Source organism: Runella sp. CRIBMP, from assembly GCF_009905605.1.
Lineage (GTDB): Bacteria > Bacteroidota > Bacteroidia > Cytophagales > Spirosomataceae > Runella.
The window spans coordinates 423,566-444,733 of the sequence record NZ_JAAAKZ010000001.1; the positions used below are offsets into that span (position 1 = coordinate 423,566).

Below are 21,168 nucleotides of genomic sequence, written 5' to 3' on the forward strand. Positions count from 1 at the left end.
AACGGCGTTCACAACCGTGGCGTCGGTTATAAGTAACCGACACTTGGGGATTCTTAAACCCCAACGCCTTTTCTGAATTCTGAAGGCGTTTGATGTTGCTTTTGGCGGAAGAGCGTGGTGAAATAGGCGGCGGAGTTGAAGCCCGTTTCATAGGCTACATCGGCAATACTCTTGTTGGTATCGCGCAGGAGCGCTTTGGCTTTGTTGATTCGGATTTCGGTAATATAATCGTTGACGTTCATCTGCAACAGCGCGTGTACTTTGCGGTACAACTGCACCCGCGACATGCCCATGTCGGTGCTTAATTTTTCGACTCCAAATTCAGTATCGGCAATGTGCGCTTCAATGCGCGCCGTGAGTTCGTTGAGAAAGCGTTTTTCGGTTTTGTTTTCTTTGGCAAATACGTATTCTGAACTAAACCGCCGCTGAATCTTGGCGCGGTTGTTGAGCATGGTTTTGATGGTTTCGGTCAGGTGCGTGGTGTTGAAAGGCTTGGTCAAATACACGTCGGCTCCCGCTTTTGAGCCTTCGATTTTTGCGTCGATTTGGCTTTTTGCGGTAAGCAGCAAAACGGGAATATGCGACGTTCGAAAATCTTCTTTGACGCGTTGGGTCAGCTCAAATCCATCCATGCCGGGCAACATTACGTCGCAAATAATCAGGTCTGGAATCATAGACAAAATTCCTTCCCAGCCGCGCTCGGCGGTGGTAAATGACTTGATAGAAACGATTTTAGCCAGTTTGTCTACTATATAATGACTCAAATCAATGTTGTCTTCAATCAATACAACGGTGGTTGGTTCGCCAGAAACCTCCGCGGTTGGCGTGGGGGCCACTACCTCGGTTTCTTCCAAAAAGGTAGGAGTTGGGCGTTCCGTTTTGTCCAAAAGCGCCTTTTCATCAGGCATCAAATGGGCGTCTCCTTTGGGTAACGAAATGGCGAATGTTGTCCCTTCGTTTTTGGTGGAAGTGACTTCAATTTCGCCGTGGTGTAAATGCACAAACTCCCGCGACAAAGCTAAACCGAGTCCCGTGCCGAGGCTGTACTTTTTTTGTCCGCTAAAGTACAAATCAAACGCACGCTCTTTTTCGGTTTCCGACATTCCTTCGCCGTTGTCTTTGATAATAATTTGCACGTTTTTGGCGGTTTCTTGCAATACTACGTGGATAAAACCGCCCTTCGGCGTGTATTTGAAGGCGTTGGAAAGCAGATTGAACAATACTTTGTCTAGCTTTTCGGCGTCAAACCAAAGGGGAAGTCGTGGGGTAGAAGTGATAAATTGTAAATCAATTTTGGATTTGTGGGCCTTCTGCTGAAAATCCGTTACGATGTCCCTGAGAAATTGCACAATGTCCTGCTCTGATGCTAAAAGAAGTTGTTTTCCAGCGTCGGTTTTGCGGAGGTCGAGCATTTGGTCTACCAGTCGTAGCAACCGATGGGCATTTTTTTGGATATATAACAAACCCGATTTGAGGTCTTTTTGTGAAATAGCTTTTTGAATCAGTAAATCTTCTACGGGCGTAAGAATCAAACTCAGCGGCGTTCGAAACTCGTGGGAGATGTACGAATAAAAGCGAAGTTTCTCTTCCGTAGCCTGACGGGCTTTGTTGGAAACCTCCTCAATTTTATCTTTCTGCTCATTGATTTGTCGATTCTGGAGTTCTAATTTTTTATTGGACAACTGCTTGGCTCTCACCAAATACAACGCCCAAATTCCCAGCAATACCGCCAACACCAGACACGTAATGATTACATACAGCGCATTTTTTTGACTGGCGTAGGTATCGTTCAGCTGACCGATTCGTTGGTTGAGCTTTTCGATGTCTTGTTGTTGGTGTAATAACTTGTCGCTCTGGGCTTTGATGGCTTTGATATTACTGCGGTCAATCCGAATGGAATTCAATAGATATTCGCGTTTGGCGGCTTTCCCTGCTAAAATTTGGGCAGCGACTTCGATGGCTTCCTCTCCGCCAGTAGGATACAAAAACGTGGCCGTGAGGGTACCATCCATGATTTTTTGTAAACCACTTTTAGGGCCAGGAAGTCCATCGATGCCCACAAAAAGCGGCAACGGACTGATGCCCGATTCTTGGCAGACGCGTTGAACACTCAGCGCCATGACGTCGTTGTGCGCAAAAACCAAATCAGCTTCACGAAGTATGTCAAGGTTTGCCAATGCTACTTTTCGGGCGGTATCTTGTTCCCATTGCCCATACAATTGGCTACTAATCTGAATCTTAGGCGCTTTAGCAATGCCTTCCATCAGCCCCTTGTGGCGTTCCTGCGCGGGTGAGGAGCTTGCAAGTCCCCATATTTCAACCACTTTACCGCCGTTTTTTAAGAGCGTAGGAACTGCCTCACCCACCATACGCCCGATTTCAAGGTTGTCGGCCCCGATAAAGGAATTGTAGGAGTCGGAGGTAATTTTGCGGTCGAGCAATACCACGGGAATGCCTTTTTGGAAAACTTCATCAATGGCAGCCGTTAAAACGGACGAGGTTTCGTTGGGGGAAATAATAAGTAAGTCAATGTCTTGCCGTACCAATTCCTTTATTTGGATCAATTGGGTAGCCGTGCTGTTGGCGGCGTCTTTGTAGAGTAACTGAAAATGAGGGTAAAGGGCCAGTTCGCGTTTCATGTCGTTGAGCATGACCCGCCGCCACTCATCGCCGCCTGTGCATTGCGAAAAACCAATGGTATAGGTTTTCTTTTCAGTGGGCGTTTGACAGCCCCAACCTATACATATCAAAAGAAGTAATAGCCGTAGTCGCATGGTTTTTTTGCCTTCGGGACGAAAATACCTAAAATAGTCAAAAGCATCATTGTTCTGGTATTTTCCAAAGAAAAAATTAGCTAGATTTCAATAACGCATTTTCTATCAATCACCTTTTTGTAGTCTTTCAACCCCTCAAAATACATTTGAGGGAGACATTCACTCCGCTACTTAGAATGTTTATTTTAGCTTTTTAAGCAAGGTTTTTCCAAAAGCATAAACGATTTTGGGGCCATTCGGAGTTAATAAGCAGAATCACCTGTATGCCCATGCCTAAATCGTCTTTTTATATTTTTTGCCTCTTACTGTCTGCACTAGTGGGTTCGGCTCAGGCGCAGATAGAATCCATAAGTCTCCGTGGATTAATAACTTTGAAAAACCCCTCTTCTAACAAAATCTATCGTGTTACTGACGCTGGAAAGCAAGGCGATTGGAAGTACGATGCTACTGATAATGAGTCTATTGCCAACGGTGGTACGGTGCTGGAAAGTGCCAATCGGACCATCAAAGGCCGATATAAGCGGGTGTTTGAGTATGAAGACGGTGTAAATATCGACTGGTTTCTCGACAATCCCTCAGCCCCCATCAATGAGGGTTTGTTGTGGGCCTTAGCAGCTTGCGACCGCGTCAATTTTACGGCCAAAACCTACATCATTGCTCCAATTGTCATTACGCCTAAACAACTCGTCAATCCCAGAAGGTTACGTTTGTACTTCCAAAATACCGTTTTAAAAGCCCAAAATGGACTTAACAAAATCAAAGTGCTTCATTTGGAAGATATTCAGGAGTTGACGTTAGGAGGTTCGTTAACCCTTGATGGAAATACTTCTAATCTTAAAATTGCTAATCCGATAAACGAAGGCGGAGAGGCGTTTCTGCAAATCACAGCCCCCGCCAATAACCCCAAGTCGCGATTAACTATAGGGTCGATTACGTTTAGAAATATCCCAATGTGTGCAATAAATATTTTTACCCGCGACCAAGAACGTGACAGCGGCTATGATCGAATACGGGTCAAAGCTTTTCGTGAAATCAACGGGTTTAATTGCTTGAATCTGCAAAAAGATGATTTTGCGGTGTGGGGTGTCAACGTGCGGGGCGCCCACCGAGCCGTTATCATTGATTCTTTGTATGCGCAGCAGGACAAAGAAGTGTGGGGGGATGCGCCCATCGAGAAGCCTTTTTATACGTTTACTTTTGAAAACCAAGTAGACCCTACCGTTCACAAACGCAAGGATAGTTTGTACGTTAAACACCTGTATGTCAAGTATTCCTGCGCTATTGTGCTGTACACGCAGGCCATCAACAACGTACGCATCGACAACTATGTGATGGAAGACGTACTACGAAAGCCAGGCGTAGCCGATGCCGCGGCCTACCCCAATATGCTGAAAAAAAATCTTTCTTGGGTTGGCTCTAAGCATACTTGGACCTCCTATCGAAGTCCGAAAAGTAGTTTTCATATCAAAAAAATGTTGGTCAAAAATACCAATTCGGCGTTTATGAGTGAGTCGGTGATGAACGAAATGACGGTGTTGTGGCTCAATAAAGCCATTACGGGAGCGGTATTTGACGAGATAGAAACCGACGTTCGGCTAAAGCTTTATGGCGACGGGTATTATTTTAACTATCCCGACGTGCCCGACGGGCGGCACCGCATCGGTACATTTGTGTGCCGAATCCCCGCCAAGAAGAATTATGTGCAACCTTTGGGTTCGGATTTAACCATCGACAGACTACATTTGGCCAAAGGCACAGGGGTGACGTTTGCGATGGGAAACTGTAAAATCGGAGCCATCACGCAGGAAGTGGGCACGCAGGCGACGTTTGAAAGTCGCGAGAATAAGTTTAAAAATGATACTCCGCTCTACAACGGCTTCATTGTAGAGTCCTGCAAAGCGACCGATATTCTTTGGAAATTTAACTGGTATATTCCACAAGAAAATTTTGCGGATGTGAATAAAGTGTCGAGGGGAGAGCGCTACGAGTTTAAGAACTTTTCTGGTAATAATTTCTTACAAACACACACCTCCGTCGGCTTGCCCGACGGCCGTTCCATCTATGTGACGGCCTTTCGTTACGACGAAGATTCCAAACTGCGGACTTCGGTTCAACAATTTCTGAATTTTGTGGAATTTAACTGGACCAATGTTGAAATGAGATTGAAGGATTCGTCGGCTAGTGACTTGACCCAACGGTATGTGCCAATGCAGTCTAGCGCGGAGGGGTTATTGAAAACTGCGCGTAAGTCCCTCCCCAAAACGGGTTGGAAAAAAGGCTGGCAACCGAGCTCGTTTGTCAAATGTACCATCCAGCGTTGAGAAGATTTTATAAAAAGCAGGGCGGTTGAAGATTTTGCTTCAACCGCCCTGCTTTTTTATATCGTTAAATTTTCAGCATTTGCTGGCTTAGAATAACAAGCTCAGTCCACCGCCGATACTTAGTAAGCCGATAGGGTGCACTTCGCTGATTTTTTCGTCGCCTTTGTCTTTTCCAATGGTTAAAGTACTGGTAATGTCGTTGAAAGACGCTTTGGTGCTTACGTAGTCGGCATGGACGGCAAGGGCAAAATTGCGCGTGATTTTGCAACGAACGCTCGCGCCGCTTCCTACCGAAAACGAGCCGTTGCGGCTCTGGGCGGTTTTAATAGTCAGCGGAACGTCAAAAAATGTTCCTTTCAGCTCGGTGAAGGGACGCTGAATCCACGAATAGCCTCCCGTAACGCGGGCGTCAAACATCCAAATTCCTGCTTTGAAGGTCATGTAAGGCCCTGCCAAAAAATGCGAACAGTTCCACGTGCCGCCCGAAGACGCCCATGTGCCTCCTGGATGGCTTTTTTGTATACTTTCAACAAGCTTGAGTGTGCTTGTTTGGTTAAGGCAATTGGTAAAAGACCCCATAATTCCTATCCGCCGCGTAAGGCGGTACCCCGCCGATACTTGCATGGACGAGCCTCGCAAAGTGCTGATTTCCGAAGATGCGTTGGGATCTGCTTTCATCAGAGATTTGACGGGAATGCTAGTGCCGCCCGAAAAATTCACAAAACCTCGGTGGTCAATGTGTGATAAAATAAAACTTTGTTGGGCAAAACTCATGCCCGTTACGAGTAACCCAATGACAAGAGTGTATATTTTCTTCATAACAACTTATGGGATTAAGGTTGGTATAAAAGGCTATCCACAACATTCGTGCCAAATTTTAATAGCTTGATTTACAAGACAACTTTCGACTGATTTCTTTGAACAGAAAATGTTTTACGATATTCGCAGCTTGAAATTTTCAGAATGAATGTATTGGATGAAACCATAGCGCGGATTGCAGCCTTGCAGTCGAGAGGAGAGGAGTATTTTGACGAAGGACTATTTCCAGCGCAGCGCACTAATCGCCTGATTGGATACCAACGCCCCGATACGACCGTGTTTTTTACGGCGGTGATTGTGTTTACGCTGCAAAAACTAAAACCGTTTCTTTCGACGGAGAGTCAGCGATTGGTGGATGAAATTGCGCAAAAGGGCGTTCAGAATTACCCAAAATTTCAGAATAAAGACGGGCTCAAAACCTACAATTTCTGGAAAACAACACCTTCCAAACATTTTCCGAACGGCCATGTGTTTCGACATTTTGAGCATTTTCGAATTCCTGACGATACCGACGACACGGCCATGATTTATCTCACTTCGGCGCCCACGCGGGAGGAGGTGCTTTGGCTGAAAGAAAAATTGAGTTTGCACGCCAACGGGACGAAGCAATTCATTCAAAATACCTATCCCGAATACAGGCAACTGAAAGGGTATTCAACCTGGTTTGGTAAAAACATGTACATTGAGTTTGATGCCTGTGTTTTGGCTAATGCCCTGTATTGTATTTATGAATATAATTTGCCTATTAATCAGCATGATACAGACAGTTTGAAGTATATCCAGTCGGTGATTGAAACCGATCGTTATTTGAATAAGCCCTTCAGATGCGCGCACCAGTATCCGCGTACGGTGCCGATTATTTACCACGTTGCGCGTTTGATGGGGGCATTTGTGATTTCCGAGTTAGAGCCTATTCGCGAAAAACTAATTGCTGATACTCAGTGTCTTCTGCAAAAGCCGCTGTCTATACTAGACGAAATTTGCCTAAAAACATCATTGATGAGGCTGGGCGTAAAAGAAGTGCCTGAAGCCCGACTTCCCGTTTCGAACGCTGATTTTGAGGGTTTTTATTTCTTCATTGCAGGTTTGTTGACGGCTTACGAAAATCCGTTGTTGTACCGTCTGGCCATCTCTCCGTGGTTTCAGATGCGCTGGGAATGTGAAGCCCATTGTTGGACATTGGTGGCCGAATACTTGGCTTTGCGGCAAATTGGCTGAGATGTTTTCTCAGTTTTCTTCAAAATCTTTTAGGAATATTTAAATAAAAGCAGGAATAAAAAGGCGTTTTTGCCTTTTATACTTGATTGCCCAGGAAAATTGGTTCCAGCAATTACCATGACGTTCATTGTTCCTAACTTTATTTCAGAATGAAACCTTTTCATTTTTTTCTCTCGGTAGCCCTGTGCAGTATAGGATGGTTCGCTTTTAAGCCCCAAGCCCCCAATATAGTGAAAGCTCCGCCCAAAAAAACGGAGCTGCGATTGGTGCAGGATGAAAAAGCTGGGACCATTTCAGTGTTTCGACTCAACGGAAAAGAACCCATTTTGACCCAAAATGCCAAGGCAGATTTTCGTCCTTATCTGCACCCCATCATGGCCCCCGATGGCAAGGGAGTTCTGACCGAGTATAGTCCGGGGCACCACAAACACCAAACGGGTATTTATTGGGGCTACACACGCGTGAACGGGCGTGATTATTTTCATCATCCTGAGGGGGATTATTGGCGGCGGGTTTCGGCCAAAGTAATCAGAAGCAAAGGCCCAGAAGTAAAGTGGGAAACGGTGTACGATTTGCTCGACGAAAAGGGCAACGCGGTACTGACCGAAACCCAAACTTGGACCATGACGGAGAAAGATGGGAAATATATTCTTAATCTTGAATGGGCGGGGGAAGCCCAAACCGATGTAACGATTGGGAAATACGACTACGGCGGGTTGTTTGTAAGAATGCCTTGGAAACAGGGAATCAAAGGCGAAGTGATAAACGCCGCTCGTCAAAAAAATGAGAAAGCCGAAGGGCAACGCGCCACTTGGGTTGACATTGGAATGCAGGTAGAAGGTCGCAGTGATTTGGCGCATATAGCTATTTTTGACCATCCTGAAAACAAAGGCTTTCCGCAATATTGGCGGGTAGACGGCCAATTGGGGGCTGGACCTGCCCGGGCTCGTACGGGAGACTGGCAAATTAAAAAGGGAAAAGTGGAGGTCATAAAGCATCAATTGGTGATTTATACGGGCGAGTTCAACGATGTTAAATTGTCGGGCACTTGGAGTGAATTTAGCGGGCAAGATATGGCATACGCCCTCTGGGGAGTGGCGCAGCAGGAAGGCCGTGATGCTAAGTTCCTGTCGCCCGAAGAAGCCATTGCCAACATGACCCTTAAAGAAGGTTTTAAAGTAAATACGTGGGCATCTGAGCCCATGATGACGCAGCCGATGGCTTTTTGCTGGGATGACCGAGGTCGCCTGTGGGTGGCCGAAAACCGTGACTATGAATCGCGCGGGCATGGATTTTCCAACGCGGGCAACAGCCGAATTCTCATTCTGGAAGATACCAATCATGATGGAGTAGCCGATACCAAAAAGGTGTTTTTGGAAGGAATTGCTTTTCCCGCCGCCATGGCGGTTGGCTTCGACGGACTTTATTTAGGTGCTCCGCCAAACCTCCTTTTTGTGCCCGACCGCAACCACGACGACGTGGCCGATATGGATAATATTGAAGTGCGGCTTACGGGCTGGGGTATCCGCGACCGCCACGAAACGCTCAATAGTTTACATTGGGGGCCCGATGGTTGGCTGTATGGCTGCCAAGGATTTGCTACGCCCTCAAAAGTGCGCAAACCCGAAGGCAAAGGCCGAATTTACAAGCATAAAGACCCATTTCCCGAAGATATTTTGCAGGGTGAAGGCGTAGATATCAACGGTGGCGTGTGGCGCTATCATCCAACAAAAGATAAATTTGAAGTGGTGGCGCATGGTTTCAGTAATCCTTGGGGAATTGATTATGATGCTAAGGGGCAGCTGTTTATCAGCGCCTGCGTGATTCCGCACATGTGGCATGTCATTCTGGGTGGAATTTATCACCGGCAGGGTGGACAACATTTTAATCCGTATATCTACAGCGATATTCGTACAATTGCCGACCACAGCCACCGCTCGGCGCATGGCGGCGCGCGGGTGTATCAATCGGATGCGTTTCCTGAGGAGCATAAGGGTCGAATTTTCATGGCCAACATCCACGAGCACGCCGTTTTGTCGGATGTTTTAGAGAAAAAAGGCTCGGGTTTTGTGGCCAAACACGGCGATGAATTGCTCATGGCCAACAACGCCCAATGGGTAGGGTTTAGCATGGAAGTAGGCCCCGACGGTGGCTTATACGTACTCGACTGGCACGACGCCGACATCTGCGGCAAAGAAGTTATAAACGGAGAAACGGGGCGTATTTTTAGAATTATGCCCAAAGAATCATTGGCTAAAAACTGGGATGGGCGCTTTGGTGATTTGACTAAACTGTCAGATAAACAATTGGTTGAGCTGCAAACAAGCCCTAGCGACTGGCATTCAAGAAGGGGCAGGGTGATTCTTCAATCTAGGGCCACCAAAGGAAGTTTAGACAAAAGTGCCTTGGCTGATTTACAAACTATTTTTCAGACAAATGCGAATCCTGATTACCGACTTCGGGCGCTGTGGGCGTTGCATATTACGGGAAGTATCACGGCGGCAGAGTTACAGAAGTCCTTGACCGACCGAGATGAATACATTCGCGCTTGGGCAATTCAACTGTTATGCGAAGACAAAACACCACCTACCGAAGCCTTAGCCGCGTTTGTAAAAATGGCGAAAGAAGATGCATCGCCTGTGGTACGGCTTTATTTGACTTCGGCTATGCAGCGGATTGATACTGAATCTGGGTGGAAAATTGTGGAACATCTGGCCAAACACGGCGAAGACAACGAAGACCACAACCTGCCCAAGATGATATGGTTTGGCCTGGAGCCATTGGTCAAAACCAACCCCAATCGCGCCCTTGAATTGGCGTCACAAACGCAGATTTCACTGATTGCTAAGTACGTGGCGCGTCGGTTGATAGATGCCAATGCCCCCGAAACGGTAATTGCGATGGTGGGCAAATCACCTAAAAATCAGGTAAGTATTCTGGAAGGTATGCGCGATGGATTGGAAGGGCGATTTGACTTAAAAGCACCTGCGAATTGGGCCGCCGTATACGCTAAGCTGCGCCAAGAAAAAGGCGAAGTAGCAAATCTTGCCACCCAAATAGCCCAACGTTTTGGGGATACTGAAGCTACTCAAAAATCCATGATTACGCTCAAAAATAAAAATGCGCCCTTACTCCTGCGCCAACAGGCACTGCAAGCCATTGCAGCCCGTAAACGAGAGGAGCTGGTAAATGAAATTCCCAACTTGTTGAATGAACCTAAATTGCGGATGGATGTGATTAGGGCTATTGCCGATTATGACAAGGAGCCGTTGGCTAAATTGTTGATTTCTAAATATAAAGACCTTAGTGCTGTCGAAAAACAACAGGCCATACAGACCCTTTCATCCCGTCCTAAATATGGTTGGCAATTAACGCAGGCCCTTAAAAATCAGACGATTCCTAAACGTGATGTACCGCCCTATGCCGCTCGACAATTGCTACGGGTAGTGGGTAGTGGATTTATTGAAGTGTGGGGCCCCATTGAACAGGAGCCGTCGTTGGAAAAATCGTATTCAAAATACCAACGAATGATTACCGATAAAGCCGTTGCCACGGCCAACGCGGTTAAGGGTGAAGTAGTTTTTCAACGCACCTGCGGAAGTTGTCATAAAATGTACGGCAAAGGTGGAAACATTGGCCCCGACTTAACGGGGTCTAACCGTGCCAATCTGGATTATCTGTTGTTTAATGTACTAAATCCCAGTGGCGAAATCCAAGAAGATTATAAGTTGGTGGTGGTGACCACCCGCGATGGACGCACGTACTCTGGCAATGTTATCTCAGAAAATGAGCGACAGTTGACAATGCGCGTGGTGGGCCAAGATGCGGTGGTAGTCAACAAATCGTCGATTCAGTCGCGGGAGGTGATGCCCACGTCGCTGATGCCCGTGGGATTGTTTGATGCATTGGCCGAACAGGAAGTACTGGATTTGGTAAAATACATGCGAACCATGAGCGGCAACAAACAGGCACAGAAATAAACAAAACGCCCCAAAAAACGCCTTCTCGCAAAAAGACCAATCTCCTTCGTACCTTTGTGTTTTATAAATAGCAAAGCGTATGAAGTTTGAAGAGTATCACATTGCCCCCGAAATCAAGAAAAGTTTAGTGAATCTGGGATTTAAACGTCCTACCGACATTCAGTTTAAAGCGATTCCTTCCATTCTGAAAGGGGAAGATGTGTTGGCCATTGCCCAAACGGGTACGGGAAAAACCGCCGCGTTTGCCATACCCATCATTCATTTGCTCAACGAGCGCAAACGCAACAATCGACGCCCCGACGGCGTCAAATGCGTCGTGATGGTGCCTACGCATGAGTTGGCTTTGCAAATTACCGAAGTGTTTAACCGCCTTGGCCATTTTACGTTAGTAGAAACCTTGGGCTTATTTGGAGGCGTGGCGCAGGACCCACAAATAGCCAAATTGAACAAGGGTGTTGATGTGGTGGTGGCAACCCCTGGTCGCTTGTTTGACTTGGTCAGTCAGGGCCACCTCAAGCTGGACCGCGTTGAAGTGCTGATTCTCGACGAAGCCGACCACATGCTGGATTTGGGTTTTATCAAAGACATTCGCGATTTGCTTCGTCACCTACCGCGTCGGCGGCAGACCTTGTTTTTTTCGGCTACCATTGACGATAAAATCAAGAAATTGGCCTATTCGCTCATCAACAGCGGGGCCATTCGTATTCAGATTTCTCCCAAAGACCCCGTAGCCAAAAATATTGAACATTTTGTGGCTTATGTGGAAATGGACGATAAACGCTTCTTTCTCGAACGCATCATCAATGAGCATCCTGAAAGTAAAATCATGGTTTTTGTGCGGACCAAAGTGCGTGCCGAGCGGGTATTCAAGGCGTTGGAGCGCATGGAAATCAAGAGCCTGACGCTGCACGGAGATAAAGACCAAAAAGACCGATTGGCGGCACTTAATGATTTTAAAAGCGGAAAAACCAAAGTGCTGATAGCCACCGACATCAGCGCCCGTGGTATTGATATTACAGGAGTAGATTATGTTATTAATTATGACTTACCCGAACAAGCCGAAAACTACGTCCACCGGGTAGGGCGTACTGGGCGTGGTACGCTCAAGGGCCATGCCGTTTCGTTTTGCAGCCCAGAAGAAAAACCCATTTTGGACGAAATTGAGACTTATCTCGATAAGCCCATCGATGTACTCCAAATCAGCAAAGCCGAATACGACAGCATGATTGATTTTACAAATGATAATTCTGGAAACTTGCAGGTGCTCTTGCGCGAAATAGAGGAATTGGAAGAAGGGCGGAAAAAGAAAAAACGTAAAAAGAAATAGAAGCTACGCAAAGACTTTTTTTTATAAGTATAGAATTAAGGGCCTCTGAGTGAATGGTTTTGTCATTCTCTGAGGCTTTTTGTTTTTTGTCGCTTTTTTAAAAATTAGTTTACGATTTTTTAATCCTGTATGAGTTGTTCGTCTAGTTTTGTTCTAAATTGCGGTTCTAAAAGTCAATTTTTTATTAAAAAATCCATATTAATTATTTTTTTCTATTCATCAATGAAGTACATCCGTGCGTTGTTGAGTCTGCTGGTAGCTGGTGGACTGACGTACCTGCTCAATCAACCATTAGGTCCTGCTCCCGCTTTAGGGCCTTTTTTTAGTCCTTTTACTGGGTTTTGGCAAAATGACGAAGCGCCCCAAAAAGTATCCTCTTCTGAATTAAAATTACAAGGTCTAAAGGGCGAGGTGATTGTAAAATACGACGACAACGGTGTACCCCATATTTTTGCCCAAAACGACGAGGATTTATTTTTTGCGCAAGGATACATCATTGCGCGTGACCGTCTGTGGCAAATGGATTTTTATACCCGGGTTACTTCTGGTCGTTTGAGCGAAGTAATGGGGCCTTTAGCGCTTGATTTTGACCGTTATAATCGCCGTCTCCAATTACCAGAAGGAGCCGCAAAACTCGCCGAAGTATTCATGAAAGACCCTGATTCAAAACTGGTTGCGGAGTCGTATTCGGCAGGGATAAATGCGTATATCGAGCAGGTTGAATACAAAGATTTAGCGATTGAGTTCAAGATTTTGGGGTATAGCCCCGAACCATGGTCGCCGTTAAAAACGGCCTTGGTGGAGATGCTAATGCGCAAAGACATGAACGCCCGCTCCGATGATTATCGTATGTCAAATACCTTGGCTGCGCACGGAAAAGAGGTCGTCAAAGATTTGTTCCCCAATTATCCTATCGAAGAATCACCCATCATTCCTAAAGGGACCAAGTGGGGTTTTACGCCCGTGGCCGTGCCCAAAGTGCCCGAAATGTTGAAAGCAAGCGTAGCCGCCCGGTTAGACATAGAATCAGAAAACCCTGGCATTGGGTCCAACAACTGGGCTGTGCATGGTTCGCGCACTGCAACTGGATTGCCCTTGCTTTCCAATGACCCGCACTTGGGTCTATCCCTTCCTTCTATTTGGTACCAGATGCAACTCGTGTCGCCTACGGTTAATGTATATGGTGTGTGTGTGCCCGGTTGGCCTGGGATAGGGATTGGTTTTAATAAAGACATTGCCTGGGGAATGACCAATGTAGGCTCCGATGTCTTTGATTTTTACCAAATTCAATTCAAAGACAAAACGCAGAAAGAGTACCAACACGACGGGCAATGGCGACCAGTAACCATGAAAATCAATGAATTTAGGGTGAAAGAGGAGGCAAAAGCCGTGCAGGATACGGTTCGGTATACCCATCACGGGCCGATTCTTTACAGTGACGGACAAACGCCGTTTATGGGAGATTTGCCCGTGGGTCATGCCCTCACGTGGATTGGGCCCGTGGCGGTGGGCAATTCGTTGAAAGCGTTGTACATGATTAATCGCGCCAAAAACTACGATGACTACCGCGCTATCATGCCTTATTTGGCTTCACCAGCGTTCAACGTGGTGTTTGCAAGCAATCAAAATGACGTGGCTATCACATCGGCGGGACAGTTGCCGCTTAAATGGAAGGAGCAGGGCAAGTTTGTGCTAGATGGGGCTAATCCTGCACATGACTGGCGTGATTGGATTCCCGTTGAGCAAAATCCGTACGTCAAAAATCCAGCGCGTGGGTACGTCAGTTCGGCCAATCAATTTCCTGCTGACCCTTCTTATCCCTATTATTTGGGGTGGAAATTTGCGCCAGGCGAGAGGGGAATTCGGATAAATGAGCGTCTGGAAAAAATGACACAAGCCACCATCGACAGTCTACGCCTGCTCCAAAACGACAATTTTAACGTAGAAGCTCGCCGGGTTTTGCCCGATTTGCTCAAAATATTGGAAAAAGATTCAAGCTCAAAAGCCAATCCTGCGTATCAGATTTTGGCGAGCTGGAACTTAAGAAATGACCCCGAAGAGCTGGGGCCGACGATTTTTGAGCGTTGGGTCAAAGAACTGCGTTTGGCAATATGGGATGATGATTTTCCGTCAACTGATAAAAAAGCTCCCATGATGCTTCCCACCCGTGACCGCACGTGGGCCTTGCTTCAAAAGCAACCAAATTCGAAATGGTTTGATGATAAAAGAACTCCTAAAAAGACTGAAACGGCCGCCGATATTGTTCGCACGACCTTTGCGGCTACGATAGATTCCCTCATTGATAAACACGGACGTATCAATGAAGAATCTTGGGCGTGGGGGAAGGCAAAAGGCACTGATATTAAACATCTTGTGCCACTTTTTAAGTCGTTCTCACGGATGGATGTCATCAACGGTGGTGGTGCAAACATCGTCAATGCCACGACTGAGGGAGGTCATGGTCCGTCGTGGCGGATGGTGGTGCAATTAGACAAAACATGGCCCAAAGCCTTCGGATTGTATCCGGGAGGTCAGTCTGGAAACCCAGGAAGCCGTTTGTATGACAATATGATTGACCGCTGGGCCAAGGGAGAATTGAACGAATTGGTGTTTTTGAAATCAAAAGAAGAGAATCATCCTAAGATTATTTCGACACTTAAATTGGGTAAGTGAACGGTTTAATGCTACCGAAATTGTGATTAAACTAGGTATTTGATGGTGATTTTGTTAAAATCCACTGAAAACTAGGGAATTATACTATTAAAATAAGTGTAAACTAACTATTTTTGTGTAATTCCTTAGTACTTCATAGATTAAAGTACGTTTTCATTCTCCTAAACTCAAAGTTATGCTTTACGTTCTTATCATTCTATTCAGTGCCATTGCGCAATATTTTGGCCCTTGGTGGTTGATGCCTATCGTGTGTTTTGTGTTATGCTTGTGGAAAGCAGATGCTGCCTTAAAAGCTTTTGGAGTTGCTTTTTTTGCAGCGGCAACGTTATGGTTAGGTTACGCTTCTTATCAGCATTTTGTCAATGAAGGGCTCATTGGCCAAAAAGTAGCCGACATTTTTAAAATCCCCAATGTGCTGGTTCTGGTAGTGATTACAACGCTGATTGGCGGAATCGTATCAGGTTTTGCGGGTATGGCAGGTTACTACTGCCGTCGAGCGCTGGCATAACGGTTATTACCTAAAAAAGCCCTGCTGATTGTTTTTGGCAGGGCTTTTTTATTGGTTTAGAAGGGTGTCAACCGTTTCTTTCCATCCACCCGAGGATGTAGTTAAACACTTCCAACTTATTGGGTTCATTGTGAATTTCGTGGTACATTCCATCCCATTTTTTATAGGTGATCGGGCCGCTTACCCGATGCGCAAATGCCTCACTCGCAGGTTGTGAGGTAAGTTTGTCTTCTGCGCCGTGCATCAGCAAGGTTGGAACAGGCATGGCACCCGAATAACTGTTGAGAAAAGCGGCGGCTTCTAAAATGCCGATACTGGCCGATGCCGTAATAAAACCATGCACCAACGGGTCATTTTTATACGCTTCTACCACCGTTGGGTCTTTTGAGATATGCTCCTGGGCCAAGCCGCTGTCTTGACTGAATCCAGGGAAAACCGAGCGCATTAGTTTGCCCAACGTAATCAAAATGGGTTTAGGCTCAAACGCTAATTGTATCCACGGTCCACTGACAATCAGTCCTTTCAGGGCTGGCTTGCGGCGTAATACATAGTTTAGTGCCAAATTTCCGCCCATTGAATGTCCGTAAAGAAACAAAGGTGCGGAAGAGGCTTTTGAGGTGACAAACTCCAAAAAGTTCTCAATATCATCTAAATACGCGTCGTATTTGGGGGCGTGCCCGCGTTTACCTTCCGATTTTCCATGACCTCGGTTATCAAGGGCATAAACTGAATACCCATTTTTGTTGAAAAATTCGGCTACGTGCACATACCTGCCACTGTGTTCTCCAAAACCGTGGATGAGCGCAATGACGCCCTTGGGGGTTTCGATGGGCCATGCCCGTGTAAACAGCGCAAGCCCATCTTTTGCAATAAGGTTTTGGGTAATTTCTGACATGGTTTAGGTTTTTGGATGAAAGATAAACAAAAACCTAAAACCGCCGCTCCAAACGGGTAAGAAAAACCCATTTCTTGCCTTTATAAAAAGTAGTTTAATGTGCAGATTAAAATGGCAATGAAACCAAAATGGATATTTACGGGAGGGGTCGCAGTGGTATTGCTGAGCTCATTTTCGTTTTTAGGAATGTTTGAACATCGGGTGGATTTCAACGACGAAGTGAAACCCATTTTGAACAAGCATTGCATGGCGTGCCATGGAGGTGTCAAAAAGGCGGGGGGGGTAAGTTTTCTGTTCGAACAGGATATGTACCAACCCGCTAAATCAGGCAAACCGCCCGTAGTGGCGGGTGATGCCGATGATAGTGAAATGATGCGGCGTATTTTATTGCCAGAAGGCCACGAAGATAAAATGCCCAAAGACGGTCCGCCGTTGACGGAAGAAGACGTGGAGGTACTCACAAAGTGGATTGACCAAGGTGCTCAATGGGGAAACCACTGGGCTTATAACCGCATCGAGCGCCCAGATGTACCCAAGATTGGTAGTTTTTTGGCGCGAATCGGCTTAACTGACGACGAAGAAACCCGTTGGGCCAAAAATGAAATAGACCATTTTGTTCTTGAAAAACTACGAGAGCAAGGCCTTAAACCTGCCCCAGAAGCCGACCGTGCCACGCTCATTAGGCGAGTAAGTCTCGATTTGACGGGTCTCCCACCTACGGATGCTCAGGTGCAACAATTTCTTCGAGATACGTCGCCTAAAGCTTACGAAACGCTCGTCGATTCGCTGTTGGCTTCGTCGGCTTACGGAGAACGTTGGGCGGGTACATGGTTGGATTTGGCGCGCTATGCCGATACCAAAGGCTACGAGCGCGACCCCGGACGCAGCATTTGGCGCTACCGCGATTGGCTTATCAAAGCCTACAACGAAGACAAACCCTACGACCGATTTGTGACGGAACAGTTGGCGGGGGATTTGTTGCCCAACGCGACGGACGATAACCTCATTGCCACGGGATTTCACCGCAACACCATGACCAACGATGAAGGCGGTACACAGGACGAAGAGTTTCGCGTAGCGGCGGTTATCGACCGGGTCAATACCACTTGGGATGTTTTTCAGGGAACGACTTTCAGTTGTGTGCAATGCCATAGCCATCCTTACGACCCCTTCAGGCACGAAGAATACTACAAATACATGGCTTTTTTCAATAATTCTCGTGATGAAGACGTCACCAGCGAAACGCCCACCCTACGTTTTTATAAGAGCGAAGACTCGCTGAGGATTGCGAAAGTTGAAAGCTGGATTCAACAAAATGCCCCCAAAAATGGGACGAAGGCAATGAATCTTGCGGAGTTTCGGCAGTTTGTACGCATCATGGAGCCTAAGGTTAACTCGCACGATTTTGACCAACATGTCAATGCGTCGTTGCTAGATGCTAAATATTTTGGTATTCAAGACAATGGTTCGGCGCGTTGGCAGAATGTGACGTTGACGGGCAAACGTCGCCTTTTGATAGCCATTGGGACCAACGCCGAAAATGCGTTGTTAGAACTTCATCAGGATAGTTTGCGCGGCAAAATAGTAGCATCGTTGGCGGTTCCCAAGACGGGAGGCGCAGGGCGAGATACCGTTGTGATTTTGCCAGTATTGCCTGATGCTGGAAAAAGAACGCTTTACTGGACGCTCAAAAGCCCCAAAACACCCAAAGAATGGGTGCAGATTAAATGGGCGACGTTTCAGCAGGCGTTACCGGGAAGTGACCAACCCGCATTTGCCGAAATTGAAAAAGAATACGCCCAAATCCTGACGGGTAATGTCGAAAACACACCTATTATGTACGATGGTCACGGGGACTTGGCGCGCCAAACCCACGTGTTTATTCGCGGAAATTGGACCGTAAAAGGGGCTAAAGTTCAGCCTGATGTACCAGGTATTTTTAAAGTAAAAGGCGCAGAAAACGATCAACTGCCACAAAAATCGCCCAATCGTTTGGGGTTGGCCCAGTGGATGACCTCGCGCAACCACCCACTGACAGCCCGCGTGGCCGTAAATCGTTTGTGGGAACAATTGTTCGGAACGGGTATTGTAGAAACGGTAGAAGATTTTGGATCTCAGGGGATTGCCCCCACCCATCAAGCATTGCTTGATTGGCTTTCGGTAGAGCTTATGGAAACGCAGCAGTGGAGCATTAAGAAGGCGTTGAAACAGATTGTGTTGTCGGCTACCTATCGTCAAAGCTCGGCGGTGACACCCGAAAAGTTGGAAAAAGACCCCTACAATAAATGGCTGTCGCGCGGGGCGCGGGTCCGCCTGACGGCCGAGCAGGTACGCGATCAAATGCTGGCCGTAAGTGGATTATTGTCCCGAAAAATGTACGGAAAAAGCGTAATGCCTTTGCAGCCCGATAATATCTGGCTGTCGCCCTACGATGGGGCCAAGTGGCAACTCAGCGCGGGTGAAGATCGCTACCGCCGTGCGTTGTATATTTATTGGAAACGCACTGCACCGTATCCTTCTATGGTGACTTTCGACGCGCCGAGTCGGGAGTTTTGTCAAGTGCGACGCTTACGGACCAACACGCCTTTGCAGGCCTTAGTAACGCTCAATGACCCCGTGTATCTGGAAGTGGCTCATTGTTTTTCCGAAACGATTGCGGCGCAATATTCGCAGCCTCAGCAGCAGATTCGGGAGGCATATCGCCGCCTGACGTACCGTACTATTTCGACCAAACGCTTACAGGTGTTGACGAAGTTATATCAAAAATCACTGTCCGAATACCGCAAAAACCCCGAAGGGGCAAAGAAACTATTAGCCAACGAACCCAATGCGAGACCAGAACTCGCCGCCCTGACCGTAACCACCAACGCCATGCTCAATTTGGATGAAGTAGTGACGAAAGAATAGACGATTAGCGCTCTTACTTCATGTTTCCTGCTTCTTAGTTTCAGTCCTCAAAGCATTCCTTGTAAATTTTTAGTATACTTGGAAGATAAACGATTCCGAAAACAGATGAAAATAAACTTCTATGGTGCAGCACGCCGTGTAACGGGCACTAAGCACTTGATTACGACCGAACAGGGAACGAAAATTTTGCTTGATTGCGGGCTTTTTCAGGGTATCAATACTCAAGATCTCAATCAAAACCTTGGGTTTAGCGCCAAAGATATTGATTTTGTTATTCTTTCTCACGCCCACATTGACCACGCGGGTTTATTACCTCGTTTGGTCCGTCAGGGATACCGTGGGCCTATTTACTGTACCCCACCGACGGCCGACTTGTGTAATATTATGCTGCTCGACAGTGCGTTTATTCAACAAAAAGACCTCGAACGCATCAACGAGCGTCGCCGCCGTAAAGGAGATGCTGTACTGGAGTTACTGTATGACGAAAATGATGTGCGCCAAACGCTTGAGTTATTTGTCACGGTCGGATACCACGAAGATTTTTGGCTCAATCGCGATGAAGTAAAAGTCAGATTTACCGACACGGGCCATATCTTAGGCAGTGCTGCGGTACATTTGACGATTAAAGAGCAAGGTGTTAAAAAGCAGTTAACTTTTTCAGGCGATGTGGGTCGTCCGAATGATAAAATTTTACGCAGTCCCGAGCCCTTTCCACAAGCACAGGTGATTATTTGTGAATCTACCTATGGCAACCGGGTCCATGAGCCCGAGCCCGACATGAAAGCGCATTTGCTGCGCATTGTGCGCGATACCTGCGTAACGCGTGGGGGCAAGCTTATCATTCCTGCTTTTGCCGTTGACCGTACGCAGGAGCTAATATATGCGCTTGACCAACTTGAAAATGAAGGATTATTGCCGCGTCTCAAAGTGTTTATTGATAGTCCGTTGGCCATAAAAGCAACCTCTATCATGCGAAAGCACGACGAATATTTTAACCCCGATATTGTAGAATACATCGAAAAAGACGGGGATGCATTCAATTTTCCTAACTTACATTACATATCTGATGTAGAACAATCCAAGGCGATTAACAACCTCAAAGAACCTTGTGTGATTATTTCAGCCTCGGGTATGGCCGAAGCGGGGCGTATCAAGCACCACATTAAAAATAATATTCTTGACCCCGACAGTACTATTTTGTTGGTAGGTTATTGCTCGCCTGATAGCCTCGGTGCTGCGCTCAAGCGTGGTCAACCAGAGGTGAAAATATTTGGAGAAACTTACCAAGTACGGGCACGAGTGGAGGTAATGGATTCATTCTCAGCCCATGCTGATTATACCGAACTCATTCAGTTCTTGAAATGCCAAGACCCCACGCAGGTAAAAACGGTGTTTTTGGTTCATGGCGAATACGAAAATCAAGTAGTATTCAAGGAACGACTCGAAGCCGAAGGATTTCGAAATGTTGAAATTCCCGCGCAGGGCGAAGGTTTCTTTCTTTAAATAACCGCATCGGCGGCCGCTTGCGTCTACCAAGCCTTATACTGGGCAGATTCAAAGGCCTGCCCCTACGATTGTAGATTTTACTAAAAAACACTCTCTGAAAGTTGCGAAAATGAGGAAGTAGCGCTTACTTTGCAACATCAAAACAACCGGCGAAGTGGTGGAATTGGTAGACACGCACGTTTCAGGTGCGTGTGCCTCACGGCATGCGAGTTCGAGTCTCGCCTTCGTCACGAGAAACTC

11 protein-coding genes and 1 tRNA gene are annotated in these 21,168 nt (G+C 46.7%); 9 read left to right on the forward strand and 3 right to left on the reverse strand.

Going from position 1 to position 21,168, the window contains the following annotated elements; translation table 11 throughout:
• Positions 1-53 precede the first annotated feature (53 nt).
• Positions 54-2,774 carry a substrate-binding domain-containing protein gene (locus tag GVN20_RS01775; protein WP_166556685.1) on the reverse strand — a complete coding sequence of 907 codons (2,721 nt, stop codon included), beginning with the start codon at positions 2,772-2,774 and terminating at the stop codon, positions 54-56.
• Between the two features lie 371 nt (positions 2,775-3,145).
• Here GVN20_RS01775 and GVN20_RS01780 point away from each other — a divergent pair, with 371 nt between their 5' ends.
• A complete protein-coding gene (locus GVN20_RS01780) occupies positions 3,146-5,095 on the forward strand; it encodes a hypothetical protein (RefSeq protein WP_166556686.1) in 1,950 nt (649 codons plus the stop codon).
• Positions 5,096-5,182: 87 nt separating this feature from the next.
• On the opposite strand, the gene GVN20_RS01785 is transcribed toward GVN20_RS01780, so the two are convergent.
• On the reverse strand, positions 5,183-5,914 hold the full coding sequence (locus tag GVN20_RS01785; protein WP_166556687.1) for a hypothetical protein: 732 nt from the start codon (positions 5,912-5,914) through the stop codon (positions 5,183-5,185).
• A 144-nt stretch (positions 5,915-6,058) separates the two neighbouring features.
• Between GVN20_RS01785 and GVN20_RS01790 the strand changes: the two genes are divergently transcribed.
• From GVN20_RS01790 to GVN20_RS01810, 5 genes are all read left to right on the forward strand, one after another.
• On the forward strand, positions 6,059-7,132 hold the full coding sequence (locus GVN20_RS01790; protein ID WP_166556688.1) for a hypothetical protein: 1,074 nt from the start codon (positions 6,059-6,061) through the stop codon (positions 7,130-7,132).
• A gap of 149 nt (positions 7,133-7,281) precedes the next feature.
• The gene (locus tag GVN20_RS01795; protein ID WP_166556689.1) at positions 7,282-11,112 is read left to right on the forward strand and encodes a PVC-type heme-binding CxxCH protein; all 3,831 of its coding nucleotides are present in this window, start codon (positions 7,282-7,284) and stop codon (positions 11,110-11,112) included.
• Positions 11,113-11,191: 79 nt separating this feature from the next.
• Entirely contained in the window at positions 11,192-12,439 is a 1,248-nt protein-coding gene (locus GVN20_RS01800) for a DEAD/DEAH box helicase (protein WP_166556690.1), read from the forward strand.
• 222 nt (positions 12,440-12,661) lie between these two features.
• A complete protein-coding gene (locus GVN20_RS01805; protein WP_166556691.1) occupies positions 12,662-15,112 on the forward strand; it encodes a penicillin acylase family protein in 2,451 nt (816 codons plus the stop codon).
• A 175-nt stretch (positions 15,113-15,287) separates the two neighbouring features.
• Complete coding sequence (locus tag GVN20_RS01810; protein ID WP_166556692.1) at positions 15,288-15,620, forward strand: hypothetical protein; 333 nt, start codon at positions 15,288-15,290, stop codon at positions 15,618-15,620.
• Between the two features lie 67 nt (positions 15,621-15,687).
• On the opposite strand, the gene GVN20_RS01815 is transcribed toward GVN20_RS01810, so the two are convergent.
• Positions 15,688-16,515, reverse strand: coding sequence for an alpha/beta hydrolase (locus GVN20_RS01815; RefSeq protein WP_166556693.1), 828 nt, complete (start codon positions 16,513-16,515; stop codon positions 15,688-15,690).
• Positions 16,516-16,632: 117 nt separating this feature from the next.
• Here GVN20_RS01815 and GVN20_RS01820 point away from each other — a divergent pair, with 117 nt between their 5' ends.
• The 3 genes from GVN20_RS01820 to GVN20_RS01830 all read left to right on the forward strand — a co-directional run bounded on the left by GVN20_RS01820 (position 16,633) and on the right by GVN20_RS01830 (position 21,158).
• Positions 16,633-19,422, forward strand: a complete 2,790-nt coding sequence (locus GVN20_RS01820; RefSeq protein WP_166557266.1) for a DUF1553 domain-containing protein — start codon at positions 16,633-16,635, stop codon at positions 19,420-19,422.
• Between the two features lie 105 nt (positions 19,423-19,527).
• A complete protein-coding gene (locus tag GVN20_RS01825; RefSeq protein ID WP_166556694.1) occupies positions 19,528-20,925 on the forward strand; it encodes an MBL fold metallo-hydrolase RNA specificity domain-containing protein in 1,398 nt (465 codons plus the stop codon).
• Between the two features lie 151 nt (positions 20,926-21,076).
• A tRNA-Leu gene (locus GVN20_RS01830) sits at positions 21,077-21,158 on the forward strand.
• The last annotated feature ends 10 nt before the right edge of the window (positions 21,159-21,168 follow it).